This window comes from Pseudomonas sp. PS02303 (assembly GCF_029959925.1).
Taxonomy (GTDB): Bacteria; Pseudomonadota; Gammaproteobacteria; order Pseudomonadales; family Pseudomonadaceae; genus Aquipseudomonas; species Aquipseudomonas mandelii.
The window spans coordinates 1-14,155 of sequence record NZ_JASCOM010000048.1 but is presented as its reverse complement, the minus strand read 5'-3'; the positions used below and the strand labels follow the sequence as shown (position 1 = coordinate 14,155).

Below are 14,155 nucleotides of genomic sequence, written 5' to 3'. Positions count from 1 at the left end.
AAAAAAATCGATACCCGGCATCAAGCGAACACTGGGTGGGATACATCGTGAATGAAGCGCATCAAGCTAGGAATGATGTGAGAAGCATCTGGCCCAACGCCTCTAAGGGTTGCCGAAGCAAAGTTGCGCTGCTTCGGTAATCCCACAAAATACAAACCCGGTACGTGCTCCGCCTTCCCGTTGCGTTGGGTCAGGCTTTCATTGCCCGCCACGTGCAGACCTGCCAAAAAACCAAGGTTCGGACGAAACCCGGTCGCGAAAACCAAACTGTCCACGTCAGTGTGCTGCCCATCAGCCCAGATCACGCCCGTCGACGTTACCTCCGTGAACATCGGCTTGCGCTCAAAAAGTCCCTGCTTGATGGCACGACGATAGGTGCCATCATCCAGCACGGGGGTACTTTGGTCATTCAGCCAACGAGTCTTCTCCATCCCTGTCCACTTGAGCCAAGCATGAAAATCCACACCGAGGATCTTTTGCGGAAAAAACCGAATCGATTCCCTTGTCGCCAATACGACGCTGCTGACTTGAGCCAACTCATGAGCAATTTGTACAGCTGAGTTGGCAGCACCTATGACCACTACTCGTTGATCAATGAAGCCGTCGACGTTTCGGTAATCAGCACTGTGTAAACGCTGCCCGCGAAAACTCTCCAGCCCCTGAATGTCAGGGATGAACGGCTGATTGAATCCGCCAGTGCAAACGATCAATGCTTTTGAGCAGAAACGCTGACCATCAGATGCCTGAAGCAAAAATAGTCCATCCTCCTTACACACTTTCTGGACTCGTATGTTCTGGCGAATGGGTAGCTGGAAAGCGTCCGCGTACTGCTCCAAATAACGTACGACTTCATCGCGTAGCGGATAGTGCTTAGCTTCAGCTGGAAAGGGCATCCCAGGTAACGATGAGTAAGCAGCAGGGGAAAAAAGTCTCAGGTTGTCGTAGTAGTTGCGCCAGTTTCCACCTGGCTGGCTCTCGGCTTCCAGAATGAGAAAACTGAGATTCTGCTGCCGCAGATGCCAACCGCACGCGAGCCCAGCTTGGCCCGCGCCAATAACGATGACATCCAAGGGCTTATTAATTATGTTCATGTATGCGCACTCATGCATATATAGAAATAACAAAAAAACTACTCTGGCACACCAGGGCAGCAAAACGGGGCCAGACTCTTCATGTGTTGGAGAATGGCTTCGAGCCGTGTCACCACTGCCGGTCCATCCACCTCGTAGAACATCTGCCTGCTGACCTTGGTAGCGCGGACAATACCGGCCTCTAATAGCACTTGCAGATGACGGGACACCACTGAACGCTCTTGAGGTAGCTCTTCGGCAATCTCACCGATATCTGCTCGCCCCAGTTGCATGACTCGCTTGAGCACAGCTACCCGCGACGGCTCGCACAGAGCTTTGAAGAAGGCTCCATCGAGAGAGTCGATTGCAGCATCAATTGCACGGGAACGTGTAGAGGTTCGGTTTGTCATGCGGATGACTATATGTGCATATCCGTACACACGTCAATTGTCCGAATGAACGTCAACAACAGATATCAATAGCGCCTGATCAATGCCTGCAAGATCCAGAATGATGAATTCGACCGTCAGTTTTGGGTCGTTTACAGCCCTTCACGACAGGCTGCAATCGCCAACAGCAGTAAGTAAAAGAATATTGTCTTTATGGCTATTTTCAGCACTTAAAGGAAAATTTACTTTTCTTTACTGCTGGTATTTTTGGACAAGGGTGAGGCGCGGGACAACAATCGCTGTGCGGCCATGCGGTAGAAACCGCGCCAAAGCCCCCTGCACCTTTTGTTTTTCGTCGCCCGGAAATGCCTCTAGACAAATTATGGATTTTTGCATAATTGTGCATAAAACTAGTTTTCTAAATTTATTTAGCCAATTACTGCGCGTTAATGGACAAAAAAACTAAAAGTTCTCTCCGCCAAACAATCTGAAATTCGTCGCTTTCTCTGGTCCGCGCGTTTTGGTTGCCGAAGCGACCAGCCACTACGGCATCAGCCCTTTCGAAATATCCAGAGCGTCGATCGTGGGTCAGCCCCTGCGCCTATTGAGCCCACTGGTTCTTCGCCTTATCTGCTCTTGGCTTTCGCTGGCATAGACTTGGTCTATATCGCGCAAAAGGTTTTCCAACGCAGACAGATCAATCGCAGCGCACCATCCAAAGTTCGTCCAGCTTGGTCGTATAAGATCGGCTCATCATCTCACGGCGCATCCCCCAGTCAGGTGATGCTGGAACACTGGCAGCCCGCAGTGTGCCCCGGCCCCATCTTCCGTTGATATTGTCCATGACCTGCATCAGCCGAACGCATTCTGCAGATTGCTTGGGCGCAAACAGATCTTCGGTGAACTCACCTGGCTGCCTCAGATCCATCAAAAGCACCTCAGCTTTGCTGTAACGGAAGCCCGGACGAAAGATTTTAGCCACTGCGTCGGTAGCCATTCGCGTCATGAGCAGGGTGTCACATGTCGGGTAAGGCAGTTCTACCATCACTCCCTGGGCGTAGTGGGCCTCGTCAGGATTGAACATACCAGTGCGGATGCTCACTCGCATGCGCTTGCACATCGAACCTTGAGCTCGGAGTTTTTCCGCTGCGCGTCCAACGTAAGTGGCCACTGCCTGCTTGATCGGCTCAATCTCTGTGAGGCGTTTGCCGAATGCCCGACTGCAGCAGATCTCTTGCTTTGGCTGCTCGACCTCTTCAACGTCCAAGCATGATATGCCCGCCAGTTCACGGGCGGTCTTCTCCACCACCACGCTGAATTTTTGCCGCAGCATCTTGGGATCAGCCATTGCCAAGTCCATAGCCCTCAGGACGCCCATGGATTCCAGGTGCGCTGTCATTCGCCTACCAATTCCCCAGACTTCCCTTACCGCGGTGTTACGCAAAACCCAGTCTCGCTTGAAAGGATCACGGATATCTACAACGCCTCCAGTTTGAGCCTGCAAGCGCTTAGCGGTGTGGTTGGCCAACTTGGCAAGGGTTTTAGTGGATGCTATTCCAACACCGACCGGGATGCTCGTGCACCGTAATACGCGGGACCGAAGATCACGGCCGAATGCCTCAAGGTTACCGGGCATACCACCCATGCTTAGCCAGATTTCATCGATTGAGTACCGCTCCCATGAGTCGACCGTAGATTCCAGAATGGTCATGATGCGTTCGGACATGTCGCCGTACAGGGCATAATTGCTGGAAAACGGCACGATTCCGTGCTGCCTCAGTTTGTCTCGAATCTGGAAATATGGTTCGCCCATTTTTACGAACGGTTTCGCATCGTAAGATCTAGCTATCACACACCCGTCGTTGTTGCTGAGTACTACGATTGGGGTCTTGGCCAGATCTGGTCTAAAGACGCGCTCACAGCTCGCATAGAATGAGTTGCAATCGACCAGCGCAAACACTTTTTCACTGTGCATGATCGCGCACACTGAAGCGGACCACCCCCCAAACTAGAAAGTCGTCACCTTCGAGAATGTATTTGGCGGGATAAGCTGGGTTTTCCGACTTGAGGATTACCACCCCGTCCCGGCGATGCAACCGCTTGCATACGGGCTCATTGTTCACTGCGGCAATGATGATATCGCCATGCTCAGCGTCACGGCCTCGATCCACGATGACGACGTCACCCGAGAAAATACCGGCGCCCTGCATGCTGTCGCCTTCCACTTTGACCAAATAGACATGGGGGGCTCGCAGATCGAACAGCTCATCAAGAGAGATAATTTTCTCTAAGTGATCGGATGCCGGGGATGGAAAGCCGGCCGGCACGCGAAAGGAGTAAGAAGGAACCATTGTAGCGCCGCCAGTCGGCGTGCCTAAGAAGGTGATGGTCATAATGTAAAGCTCAGAGAAAACTGTATATAAATACAGTTAACCCTTGATTTATCGGCCGGTCAATCCCGGCCAATGGCAATTCCGTCGGGTGGAATCAAAGTTTTCTGCGGCCCCGTGGATCTATAGGTAGGACATTTGAGGCAGGCAATTGCCGCTCCAGATCGGCAATGCCAGGCGACTAGCTGCATGCGCGCTGTTATTTCAAAGCTTTTTCGGCCCGCGCGGATCCAACGAAATTAAATTTGACGCAGGCAACTGCCGCTCAAGCTCAGCGATACGGTCATACAACTCAATGATTTTCGCATCCGCTTCGCTCAATAAGCTTGCGAGTTGGTCGCGCTGCCGGGCAACTTGCTCCATCCGATCACGCAGGGCGCGGCTTTTCTGGCGGGCGAGAAGATTTACCTTGCTCAACGAAGGAGGTCGCTCCTCCGCATGTTGTTCCACGTAGGTTTTTATCTCTGCAATGAGACTCGGGAAACGAGATTTCTTAAGCGCCGACGGGTCGCTCCCGGCCTCTTTGGCCACGTTGTTCTGAGTGACCGGTGTCCCCTTTGGTAGAAGCTGTGGCCTATTGAGTTTCAGGCGCTCAAAAGCATCACGATATTGATCAGCCGCACTGCGGCGAGCAGGGAGTTCAACGTCCATTTGCGCTCCCTACGACACGAAGGAAGCTCTCTACGCTTCGCTGTTGAGCCATCAACGAATCCATTAGCGGACTCCCATCCTGAGCAGTAGCAAGCCGCTCTTTGAGTACATGTTCAAGATCATCTACCGCGCCCAATCGTTCTGAGTCATACAGCACATCAGGGCAAGGTTTTGCATCCACTGAATCACCGCCCCCGCAATGGGCAATGTTGTCAATTCCGCCGTACGGACAAGGCTCGCGACTCGAACAAACGCCAAGAATGATCGGGCGACAGGCGACCGCGCCTTTCTTTGCCAAACCAATCATCTTCTTCGCATCCTCTGGCGAAATCAGCCGAACAATCTCAGCCTTTCGTTTGTCTCCATGGGGACTGACAAAACGCTCACTCGTAAGCTGCTGTAACTCTCTACCAAGCGTCTCGTACATCGTGCGAACGTACAGCGTGTGAGCCTTTTCCTCTAGACGCATCTGCGAGTGATTTTGTCCATAGTAAAGACTCATCGCTCGAGTGACGTGCTTGAGCTGATACTGAAGCGAAGCATCACTTACAAGCCCGGAAGCTTGCATGTTTACTGCCCCAGTTCGACGCAACTGATGCCACGCCAACGGCCATACAGCGCCCACTTGATACTCCTCCGGCAACGTAGGGGTAGCTAGTCGGGCCAATTTCAGATCCTCGGGCGTGATACGCAAACGCTCTAAATCAAAGAGCTTGTCGAACTGCCCCAAAAGGTCGGCATATGGCGGAATGCTCGGTCTCAGTGAGTGATCATCTTTTTTGCGCACTGGGCTCCACGGCTCGCTATAAGAATCGCTCAAATAACGCCCAGCAAGGCCACTCGCTTCTGAGTGAGATGCGTGTAATGAGCGAAACAGAGAGATCACCTCCATCGCCCTCACGGCGACCGCCACAGAGGGGGATGTGACCCACAGGGCGTCGCTATCAGACAGCGTTTTTGTCGTCTGCCCACGTAACAAAAAAATGTCGCCGAAACTCTTGTCGTGCTCGACGTCAAGGCACCCGGCTCGAAGATTCCATGCTTCCTCGACCCGCATGAGACTGAAGTTAAGGATGTAAGCTAATCCCGCGCGGTTGACCAGTTTCAGATAGCTAGTCAGCGCTCTTACTTGCAAGTCGCGACCTCGACCCACCCAACGTTCAAGTAGCTCAAAGATGCCGAAGCGTTTCGCGGTATCTGCAAACGCGCCGAGAAAACGAAGCCCCGTTTTAGAGCCTGATAAATGCATTTTATGGCCACAAAAAGGCGGGGCGTTTACGCACGCCGTTCTCTCTGAAACCCTCTGGTTATGTTCGTAAGCCGCGAAGCAGAACCGGTAACAAGCTTCAACCTGTTCTCGATGGGATAGGAAGTCATCAAGGCACTCTCGCAGCCTAGTAACTTGATAGCGCCAAATACGTGGAGGGATGTACGGTGTTTGAGCTGTGTGGTGAGTTGGAAAAAGCGCAGCCAGACGGGTCAGGGAGCCTGAATCCAGCAACGTAAACCCTACCGCATCCCTGGACGCGTAAAGCTCATGCATTAACGTCAGAAACTCGGTTTTTCTCGAGGTATGAAGAAAGGCAGGGATCCGTTCGCATACGCGTGGAAAGTGGCTTAATTCGCTGGCAAGTATTCCTGCCTGTTCGCAAAGAACAAACAGCCGCCGCATCTGATCGAAACGCGTTTTAAGGGATCTGTAGCCACGAGCGCCGTACGGCCCGTATAGCCACCAGCCAGTGATGATTCGAAGTAAATTTGCGTTCTTTGAGCTAATTGGCGCCGCTGATTTTTTAACTGGCCCATCACCAAAATTCAGCGTCAGTGCCTTCTTGGCCCATGGATCAAGCCTCCAAATTGGATCGCCCCAACGGCTTATTACTTTACCCTGTGCATCAATTACGACCGGCCAATCAGGTGGCGGAGGCCAGCTCTCTGGACGGTAATTCGATGCCCCAGGAACGGAGAGAGGCGACTCGATAGAAAGCCCTAACGTCCTGAGCATATTCATAGGGAAGGCCCCGCTGTAACTTCCGCAAGCCGAATAAATCCGTCCCAAGCTGGGTGATAGTCCTCCTCAGCTATGCGAGCCAGTGCCTCTTCAACCCAAAGCCGACGCACCTCGCTACTTTCTTGAAAGAACCGTAACTTCGCACTCAGACGCTCGACCGCAAGCATCGATGGATGGTCTGCATCGTCAGATCTATCCGTGCAAGCTGGGCGATATCTAACTAGCTCCAAGGTCTTGAGCACTCGCAAACTACTCAGAGACCAGACGTGATCCTCGCTTTCAATATCCCGATGATTGACGCAGAAAAGGCAACCCGCTGCGTTAATACAATCGGGATCAGGAGCATTAGTCGGAGCATCCACGACGGATTCTGGTATCGGCGCCACACAAGTACCTGGAGCAGGTGAGCAAACGACGGGATCTGCTTGCCGGTGAAATCGAGTGATTTCAATCATCGCAATTTGCGGATTGGGCTCGGCGTACACACGGATCAAAGTTTCAGCAGTGTGCTGTGCGATTTCCGCCACCAGTTCGGGGCGTTGCGACTCACGTAAGAGCCAATTAATACGCGCCCCCCGGAGCTTACGAGGTCGAACGAATCGAACACTGGAAACGGTGCAGACGCGCGCAATAGCCGTGAACTGAGGCGCTTCTAAAACGAGACGTCCCCCAGGACGGACGAGAGGAAAAAGAAGTCCCTCTAGATCGTCTGGAAACCATTTGTTTCGCCACTCAATGTAGCGTTCAAACCACTGCTTATAGCTTGAGAAAACTTCAAACAGCACTTCACCCTGACGGCGATTTTTGTAAGACCTCACTTGGTAACCATCAAGATGACTCGTGTAATGGTATTGGTCGATTCGAAGCTGATGCGCCTGCGATAAATTCATGCCGGTTTGTGCGATGAACATAAGCAACTCGGCTTCGATTCGCAGATTCACTGCCGGGTATCGAGTCTCGATTGAAACGTCAGAATTCCGAAGTTCGCGGTTTCGAAGGATGTCCGCAATCTGGAATTTGGTTTGAGGTCGAATCCGTCGTGACGCTCCCTTCTCTGTATCACGCAGGCCGCACCAGATAGGCAGCGTCGAACCCGATCGCAACTCCACGTGGATGGGAAGTGGCCCCGTCACAGCTTCATAGGTAAGGGACGTACAGACGTCGGCAATGAACTGCCCGAATGAAAAGCTCTCTTCTAAACTTTGCTTATCAGCGCCCCCATTACTGGCCTTTCCGTTGCCTCTAGGCTTGCGAATTCGGGTGCTGTACAGAAGCGTCGAGCTTCGGCCTAGAACTCGGTCGAGCATCGTCGCGGTTAAACTTGCCGCGTCGTATAACGATCCGGCAGTTAGATATCCTTCCACGCGATGACGCTGTAGAAGATGTTCAGCCCACCCCAGGTATTCCTCCGCGACCGTATCAATGCTCAACGGATGCTCGCACTGATCCACCCACTGAAAAAACTTCCTCAACGCACCAATCTTGTTATTTGCCGAAAAGCGGCTCCCCCCGCCGACAAGGTCGTCGTTCAAACAGTCATGGAGCCCCTTCACAAGCTCTACCCGCTCCAGCAAAGGATCACCTAAAGCACCTGATGTGATTTCACTGCGTACAGTCTTCACTTTTGCCTTAGCACCACCGCTGTATAAAAGTGGTGCCAGATCCCAGGGCGTCTCATTTTTCGCGTACTCAAGCATTGGAAACGTTAGGTCTGAAAACGTCAGATTATTCATTGCTTGCTCCCTGCATCGAAGCAATCCCTGTAAACGCGGCCATGAAGCTGTTCGCAATGGCCTGCTTAGCGGGTGCGGCTTGCACAAATTTGATGTATTTGAAGGTGGTGGCCTCCGAATTTCGACCGTGAAGCAATGCATTGCTGACAGTCGCAATCACTATCGCCACATCAGTGCAATTTGCTAAAGCGAGCCTAGCTAGCTCAGTTCCAAAGGTGCATCGGGATTGGTGGAAGCGAAACTTCCTGAGCGCTTTGATGCCCGACGCGATGCCTAATTTTCTAAGCGATGACATCTCAACGTTTATGGCCGAAGACTGATCACTGTTGCGACGTCCGAAAGGGTTTCCGAAACGTGTCAAGAACACTAAGTCTTGATGGTCGCCAGCAGCAGATGCCTCGCGAGTCAACCTGCGAAGACCCTTGGCGTACTCCAAGACTTCTGAACACAAAGCTTCGGGAATCCATACCTGGCCAGTTACTCCAAATTTGGTATGCACGGGCGGGGACGCACCTGGCCCTACGGATATCAGAAGCAGACCTTTAGCAGACGGATCATGTAGGGCACGCTCCAACGTATCGATACGAAGGTCACAGATCGTTCCCAGTCGCATACCCGTAAAGAAACCTAGAGCCAACATCAGGTAAAGCTCGGATGAGGCGCTCTGTTTTGCGAAATCAAGAATGGCGTCTCGATCAACCGCAGACACTGGAAGTAGCCCACCTTCCAAAGTGACCCCAATGCGTTTTCGGTTTGGAATACCCAGATCGGTGCTGGTGCCAGCTAGCGTTCGCTCGAAGCCGACCTGGTCAAAGTATTTGATGAAATAGCGCTTGTCTTTCCACAGCGGCAATAGCGGGTTTAGAAGGCCACGCCTCCTAACCCACCTGTAGAAACTGATGCAGTTACGCATGTACTCGGAAGCCGTGGCAGGACTGATATGACCAGCATCACGAGCCTTGATAAGCGCCCCACGGTACTGAACAAGACATCGATCAGCCTTTCGAGACGGAAACTCAAACCACTGAAGCCCGCGACTCTCCAAAAACTTCGCGTAGTTCAACAGCCCGTTTAGGTTGCTAGAAACGGTCTTAAGGAGTGCCTCACCATTGGTGACTCTCTCCATAGCCCAGAGATTGGCTTCTCTCCAGGGCAAGCCGTCTTCCCAGAATATTTGTGGTAGTCCTTCGATCACTACACGGGAGCTATTCAGCGAGTAGGTAATCAGGCGATCTTTGACAGAAAGGTCATGCGGACTGAAGTGAATGTGTTCGACGGTAGGCAAGTGAAATCTCTGTAAGAACAAGCGTCAATGTCCATGGGGACACCATCTAACTTTGGGCGTCCACAGTATGCAACTTATTCTTATCGATGCTGTAGACCTCGACTGCGGGTACCAACGATTCGATCACGCTCATGACGCGCTCGCTCATGTCGCCATACAGCGCATAGTTCGACGAGAACGCGACGATGCCGTGCTGCTTGACCTTTTGCTTGATCTGGAAGTACGGCTCACCCATTTTCACGAACGGTTTGCTGTCCGCGCTGCGGGCGATCACGCAGCCGTCGTTGTTCGACAACACCACGATGGGCGTCTTAGCCAAGTCAGGCCGAAACACCCGCTCGCAGCTTGCGTAAAAGCTGTTGCAGTCGATAAGTGCGAAGACGGGCTTAGGCTTTCGGATCATGGGCTCGTACGCTAAATGTCACCACACCCCAGATGATGAGCTCATCGCCTTCCAGGATATAGCGCGGTGGATAACCTACGTTCTCGGACATTAGGATGATGTCAGAGCCTCGCTTGCACAGGCGCTTGCACACCGGTTCGCAGTTCACTGCCGCAATCACGATGTGCCCGTGTTCAGCTGTTATCGAGCGATCGACCACAGCCATATCGCCATCGAAGATCCCAGCGCCTTCCATGCTGTGGCCTTCGATGCGCACCAGGTAAATATGCGGTGCTCGGATATCCAGAAGTTCGTCGATGGAAATGTGCTGCTCAAGGTGATCCGCAGCCGGTGATGGAAATCCCGCTGGGACTTTGAACGAGTAAAACGGGAGCTGGACTCCCCCTGCAGCAAGTGGGCCGAGGATGGTGACGCTCATGAAGGGTGCCTAATCCGAAACTGTATATACATACAGTTAACGTCGAAGCGTGCTTGCGGTCAATCTCGGCCTGGAAAAATTACGACCGATGGGGTTTCTTGGAGGACGTTTGGAGGTTAGTCAGGAGTGATGAGAGCTGAAACCTGACCGAATTTCGATGTGCCGCCAGAGGTTGCGAACTGTATTCCACTGCCAACCGGTTTGCATTCAACCCACCAATCGTATTGGTTTTTCCCTAAACAAAATTGGGCAAGGAGCAAGGTATGCGACTGGCAGTAATCGGCCAATAGCGGCCGTTCTGGAATGGCAGGAAACGACCGATAACTGTCTTAGATACGCAACTTTCGCCCGGAAGCGGCTCGATTGTAAGAATATGGCGGAGAGCTGCAAAACCGCCTACGCTTATAGAATGATTCCTCGAACGCCTTGCCCATCTGGTGGTATAGAGCCAAGAGATCTGACTTCCTTTGACCGTCCGCTTAACACCCACCCGGACCAACCCGCGCCTATCGCCAGCAACTGGCCCCTGAATCCGGTCCACACGACCAGCAATACGGCGCAACGGGTAAAAGCCAGACGCAGTCCCCCCACCTGTAGTTCAAAAGCAACCGATGCCGCAGCACCTCTGGAAACGGGGGCGCTGTTCACGTTCTGCCATGAGGTCAATCCGTATGTATCGGCCGAGCACAATTCCTTACCAGCAGCATCGAGGGTTCAGCCGAACCTTCACTCAGGGACATTTGAGCCTTGGATTATTCTTTCCCATGGAGGCGTTCGACGGGGACACTCCGAGCATGCTCAACCAGGTCACACTGGCTAAACAAGCTGAGGCGCTGGGTTTCTGCGCGCTCTGGTTTCGCGACGTGCCGCTTCGCGACCCTGGCTTCGGCGATGTCGGCCAAGTCTTCGACGCCTGGGTTTACCTGGGTTATATGGCCGCCCATACCTCGGAGATTGCACTTGGCACCGCCTCCATCGCCATCCCGCTGCGCCATCCCCTGCACACGGCCAAGGCGTCAGCCAGCGTCGATCAGTTGAGCACTGGTCGCTTGATTCTGGGGGTTGCTTCGGGAGATCGGCCAGTGGAGTTTTCGGCGTTTGGCGTCGATCCCGAAAAGCGTGGAGAGATCTTTCGAGAACACTACGAGGTGATTCGCTGCGCCCACAGCACCAGTTTTGAGCCCATCCACTGGAGCACTGGTGAAATGCAAGGCGCAGACCTGATTCCGAAACCCACCACCCAATTCATTCCAATGTTCGTTACCGGCAACAGTCGCCAGTCACTGGATTGGATCGCGCGTGAGAGCAACGGATGGATCAACTATCCACGCATACCGAATATGCAGCGGCTGGTCGTGGAAGATTGGCGGCTGGAGGTCACCAGGCAATGTGGCTCTGTGTACAAGCCCTTTACTCAGTCGCTGTACATCGATCTCGATGAGAATCCGTCCACGCCACCCACACGTATCCACTTGGGGTTCAGAATTGGACGTTACCATCTACGGTTTTTGCTGGAGTCGCTTGAGGAAATCGGCGTGGACCACGTCATTCTCAATCTCAAATATGGCAAGCGCCCTGCGGCGGAGGTTATTGAGGAATTGGGTACGCACATCGTTGCGCAGTTCGGAGTGCAGCCGCGTCCGGCAGCGCATTGAACATCGGTCACTGCTACGCCGACGAATGCTCACTTGACGAAACCACAAGGTGTCACGGCGCGGATGACCTCCGGATCTACATCAATGATGGAGATCTTCGCGCCATGAGCGACCGGTGCCCGGCAAGCATCTACCCCTACCCAGCCTAAACCAATGATGAGCACATTGCCTTGCAGATTCTGTGTGGCTTCCACGCCGTCCATGGACACGATTTGCGCGCGTATCCTTTCACTTATACCGAGCGCGCAAGCATGGCATGAATCCTGGACACGGCACTTTAGCCATGACATTTATCTTAAATAAAAGTGTTTTAATTGATCACCGCCCGGGACAGCAGCAGGCCCAAGCGATCCTGATTTTCATACAAGACATCGTGAGCCTCCCCGAACTGAATGGAACTTCCTGTTGGATTTGCTTAACCGGGCAGCTTGGCCGCAAGGACGTCAACCTTCTCGATTGATGGCGGTTCAGCAAACAGCTCGGCAGCGTTTGCCATAAGCGCCGCCGCGACCTTGCCCGAAAGATGAGCCTGCCGGCCCGCTTCATCCGGGAATGCGTCAAAGATGCCAAAGGTGGACGGCCCCAAGCGGATTCCAAACCAGGCTGTAGTGGCTGGCTCCTCCTCGACTAAAGGAAGGCCGCTCAAGAGAAAGCGCTCCACCTCTTTCTCTTTCCCAGGTTTTGCTTCCAGACGAACGAACAACGCTACTTTGACCATGACGTGGCTCCTGTTGTTACGATGCGGCTGGTGCTATCTGGTCGCAATAGCTAAAAGGGGCATCCGGCTATTAACTATGGTCGACGACACCAGGATTACAAACCCAAAGAGACCAAGGGTAGCGTCGCATGTCGCTCGGACACTGAGAATGACGTAATGGGCAGCGCGCAAGCCGCAGACCAGCCGCTTGATCACTTTTCCCGAGCTGTGGCCTGATAATAAAGACTCAACGATATCTGAAATTCAGGAGAACATAACAGATCATGGTTACTGTCAGGCCGACCAATATGTACTCGACACGCGGTAGAAATATAACTAACCCACCTAAAGAAAACACGATCAAGGTGTTTTGCAGTATGTATTTCCTTATTCGACTCACGGCTATGAAATAGCCATATTGCTTCCCCAGGAAAAACAATGCCATGCCGATGATCGACATGATCTGGAAATCGCGCATCGCAATGTCATTCAGGATCGCATGCCTGATCAAATTTGCCAGGAGTGCGAGCCCCATAAAAAGAAAAAGGTGCGAGTAGATCAAGGCGTGCCCACTCATACTGCTGTGATTTTTGCTTAGCAGGTAAAAGCTATCAAAATAGATCCACCAGATACTGCAAATCATGATGAATCCGGTGATTGCCGCCGTCACATTATAACGATCCCATTGAATGTCAGATAAACCTCCAGAAAGACTGATCACTGACTCACCCAACAAGATGAGGGTGAGCAAGCCTATGCGTTCAACCAAGTGTTCTGTATGGGCTGGCAATGGCTTGAGTTTAGTCCAGAAAAATACAGGAAACAGAATATCGAGAATAATTCCAACATAAGCGACAAGGTAACGCACGGGCGGGTCAAAAATAACCGATGAGAGACTAATGACTGCGCTGATTAACAGGGCGAAGCCGAGCCTGGAGGAGAGCTCGCCGCGGGAATCGAATTTACTTATGGACGAAATGTACATGATGCTGATGATGGCACGTATGCCAAAATAGCAGGCAATAATAAACGGGTAGTTTACTTCCAGGTCTTCCCCGATCCGTGCCGACAGCACAATGAGCAGGAGCATTATGAATAATGTTGCCAAACGGTGAAGATTGCTGTCTGTATCAAACCTGTTGGAGTAAATCGTGTGACTGGACCAGATCCACCACAACGGTACAAAAAGCAGTAAGAATGTCCATAATTGCTTATGTTCAAAGTGGCCTTCATGAACATGTCCGAGAGTATGCGTAACCTGGCCTATCGTAACAACGAAAGTCAGGTCGAAAAACAACTCCAACCATGTGGCGTGTCGATTTTTTTCATAATACTTCAACGATTTCATTAGCTGCCGGCTCCGTGTACACCTCTTTAATGTAGAAGGAAGCTAACGCTGGTTTGCCCTCGGCTCTGGTGTGGGTGCTGCCAGGCCGATGTGGCTATCTAGCGA

At 52.4% G+C, this 14,155-nt stretch carries 12 protein-coding genes and 3 pseudogenes; 2 read left to right on the top strand and 13 right to left on the bottom strand.

The annotated features are described in order from the left end of the window. Positions 1 to 20 precede the first annotated feature (20 nt). Both QMX98_RS13760 and QMX98_RS13755 read right to left on the bottom strand, forming a co-directional pair. Complete coding sequence (locus tag QMX98_RS13760) at positions 21 to 1,091, bottom strand: NAD(P)/FAD-dependent oxidoreductase (RefSeq protein WP_282410908.1); 1,071 nt, start codon at positions 1,089 to 1,091, stop codon at positions 21 to 23. Positions 1,092 to 1,129: 38 nt separating this feature from the next. Further along, positions 1,130 to 1,480, bottom strand: a complete 351-nt coding sequence (locus tag QMX98_RS13755) for a metalloregulator ArsR/SmtB family transcription factor (protein WP_130905406.1) — start codon at positions 1,478 to 1,480, stop codon at positions 1,130 to 1,132. A gap of 499 nt (positions 1,481 to 1,979) precedes the next feature. Between QMX98_RS13755 and QMX98_RS13750 the strand changes: the two are divergent. Further along, a pseudogene (locus tag QMX98_RS13750) lies at positions 1,980 to 2,116 on the top strand (citrate transporter); the annotation flags it as partial. A gap of 40 nt (positions 2,117 to 2,156) precedes the next feature. Here the strand turns inward: QMX98_RS13750 and QMX98_RS13745 are convergent. The 8 genes and pseudogenes from QMX98_RS13745 to umuD form a co-directional block, all read right to left on the bottom strand. Further along, complete coding sequence (locus QMX98_RS13745; protein ID WP_130905405.1) at positions 2,157 to 3,434, bottom strand: Y-family DNA polymerase; 1,278 nt, start codon at positions 3,432 to 3,434, stop codon at positions 2,157 to 2,159. Beyond that, complete coding sequence (locus QMX98_RS13740) at positions 3,424 to 3,852, bottom strand: S24 family peptidase (protein WP_130905404.1); 429 nt, start codon at positions 3,850 to 3,852, stop codon at positions 3,424 to 3,426. The genes QMX98_RS13745 and QMX98_RS13740 overlap by 11 nt, the downstream gene beginning before the upstream one ends. A 201-nt stretch (positions 3,853 to 4,053) precedes the next feature. Then, positions 4,054 to 4,500 (bottom strand): hypothetical protein, encoded by a 447-nt coding sequence (locus QMX98_RS13735; protein ID WP_130905403.1) that lies wholly within the window; start codon positions 4,498 to 4,500, stop codon positions 4,054 to 4,056. Continuing rightward, entirely contained in the window at positions 4,490 to 6,511 is a 2,022-nt protein-coding gene (locus tag QMX98_RS13730; RefSeq protein ID WP_282410907.1) for a hypothetical protein, read from the bottom strand. The genes QMX98_RS13735 and QMX98_RS13730 overlap by 11 nt, the downstream gene beginning before the upstream one ends. Then, the gene (locus QMX98_RS13725) at positions 6,508 to 8,244 is read right to left on the bottom strand and encodes a site-specific integrase (RefSeq protein ID WP_130905402.1); all 1,737 of its coding nucleotides are present in this window, start codon (positions 8,242 to 8,244) and stop codon (positions 6,508 to 6,510) included. The genes QMX98_RS13730 and QMX98_RS13725 overlap by 4 nt, the downstream gene beginning before the upstream one ends. Further along, on the bottom strand, positions 8,237 to 9,550 hold the full coding sequence (locus QMX98_RS13720) for a site-specific integrase (protein WP_282410906.1): 1,314 nt from the start codon (positions 9,548 to 9,550) through the stop codon (positions 8,237 to 8,239). Before QMX98_RS13720 ends, QMX98_RS13725 begins: the two co-directional genes overlap by 8 nt. Positions 9,551 to 9,608: 58 nt before the next feature. Beyond that, a pseudogene (locus tag QMX98_RS13715) lies at positions 9,609 to 9,929 on the bottom strand (DNA polymerase V subunit UmuC); the annotation flags it as partial. Beyond that, entirely contained in the window at positions 9,916 to 10,350 is a 435-nt protein-coding gene (gene umuD / locus QMX98_RS13710) for a translesion error-prone DNA polymerase V autoproteolytic subunit (protein ID WP_282410905.1), read from the bottom strand. The pseudogene QMX98_RS13715 and the gene umuD, both read right to left, overlap by 14 nt. A 671-nt stretch (positions 10,351 to 11,021) precedes the next feature. Here umuD and QMX98_RS13705 point away from each other — a divergent pair. Continuing rightward, positions 11,022 to 12,005 (top strand): LLM class oxidoreductase, encoded by a 984-nt coding sequence (locus QMX98_RS13705; protein WP_282410904.1) that lies wholly within the window; start codon positions 11,022 to 11,024, stop codon positions 12,003 to 12,005. A 38-nt stretch (positions 12,006 to 12,043) separates the two neighbouring features. On the opposite strand, the pseudogene QMX98_RS13700 reads toward QMX98_RS13705, so the two are convergent. The 3 genes and pseudogenes from QMX98_RS13700 to QMX98_RS13690 form a co-directional block, all read right to left on the bottom strand. Next, positions 12,044 to 12,226: pseudogene (locus tag QMX98_RS13700) on the bottom strand (potassium transporter); the annotation flags it as partial. Positions 12,227 to 12,420: 194 nt separating this feature from the next. Continuing rightward, positions 12,421 to 12,723, bottom strand: coding sequence for a hypothetical protein (locus tag QMX98_RS13695; RefSeq protein ID WP_025569629.1), 303 nt, complete (start codon positions 12,721 to 12,723; stop codon positions 12,421 to 12,423). A gap of 226 nt (positions 12,724 to 12,949) precedes the next feature. Further along, positions 12,950 to 14,050 (bottom strand): low temperature requirement protein A, encoded by a 1,101-nt coding sequence (locus QMX98_RS13690; protein ID WP_282410903.1) that lies wholly within the window; start codon positions 14,048 to 14,050, stop codon positions 12,950 to 12,952. Between the last annotated feature and the right edge of the window lie 105 nt (positions 14,051 to 14,155).

Coding starts and splice junctions, on each gene's coding strand:
- QMX98_RS13745 (WP_130905405.1), bottom strand. CDS start 3,434: ATGCACAGTGAAAAAGTGTTTGCGCTGGTCGATTGCAACTCATTCTAT.
- QMX98_RS13730 (WP_282410907.1), bottom strand. CDS start 6,511: ATGAATATGCTCAGGACGTTAGGGCTTTCTATCGAGTCGCCTCTCTCC.
- QMX98_RS13735 (WP_130905403.1), bottom strand. CDS start 4,500: ATGGACGTTGAACTCCCTGCTCGCCGCAGTGCGGCTGATCAATATCGT.
- QMX98_RS13760 (WP_282410908.1), bottom strand. CDS start 1,091: ATGAACATAATTAATAAGCCCTTGGATGTCATCGTTATTGGCGCGGGC.
- QMX98_RS13740 (WP_130905404.1), bottom strand. CDS start 3,852: ATGACCATCACCTTCTTAGGCACGCCGACTGGCGGCGCTACAATGGTT.
- umuD (WP_282410905.1), bottom strand. CDS start 10,350: ATGAGCGTCACCATCCTCGGCCCACTTGCTGCAGGGGGAGTCCAGCTC.
- QMX98_RS13705 (WP_282410904.1), top strand. CDS start 11,022: ATGTATCGGCCGAGCACAATTCCTTACCAGCAGCATCGAGGGTTCAGC.
- QMX98_RS13695 (WP_025569629.1), bottom strand. CDS start 12,723: ATGGTCAAAGTAGCGTTGTTCGTTCGTCTGGAAGCAAAACCTGGGAAA.
- QMX98_RS13690 (WP_282410903.1), bottom strand. CDS start 14,050: ATGAAATCGTTGAAGTATTATGAAAAAAATCGACACGCCACATGGTTG.
- QMX98_RS13725 (WP_130905402.1), bottom strand. CDS start 8,244: ATGAATAATCTGACGTTTTCAGACCTAACGTTTCCAATGCTTGAGTAC.
- QMX98_RS13755 (WP_130905406.1), bottom strand. CDS start 1,480: ATGACAAACCGAACCTCTACACGTTCCCGTGCAATTGATGCTGCAATC.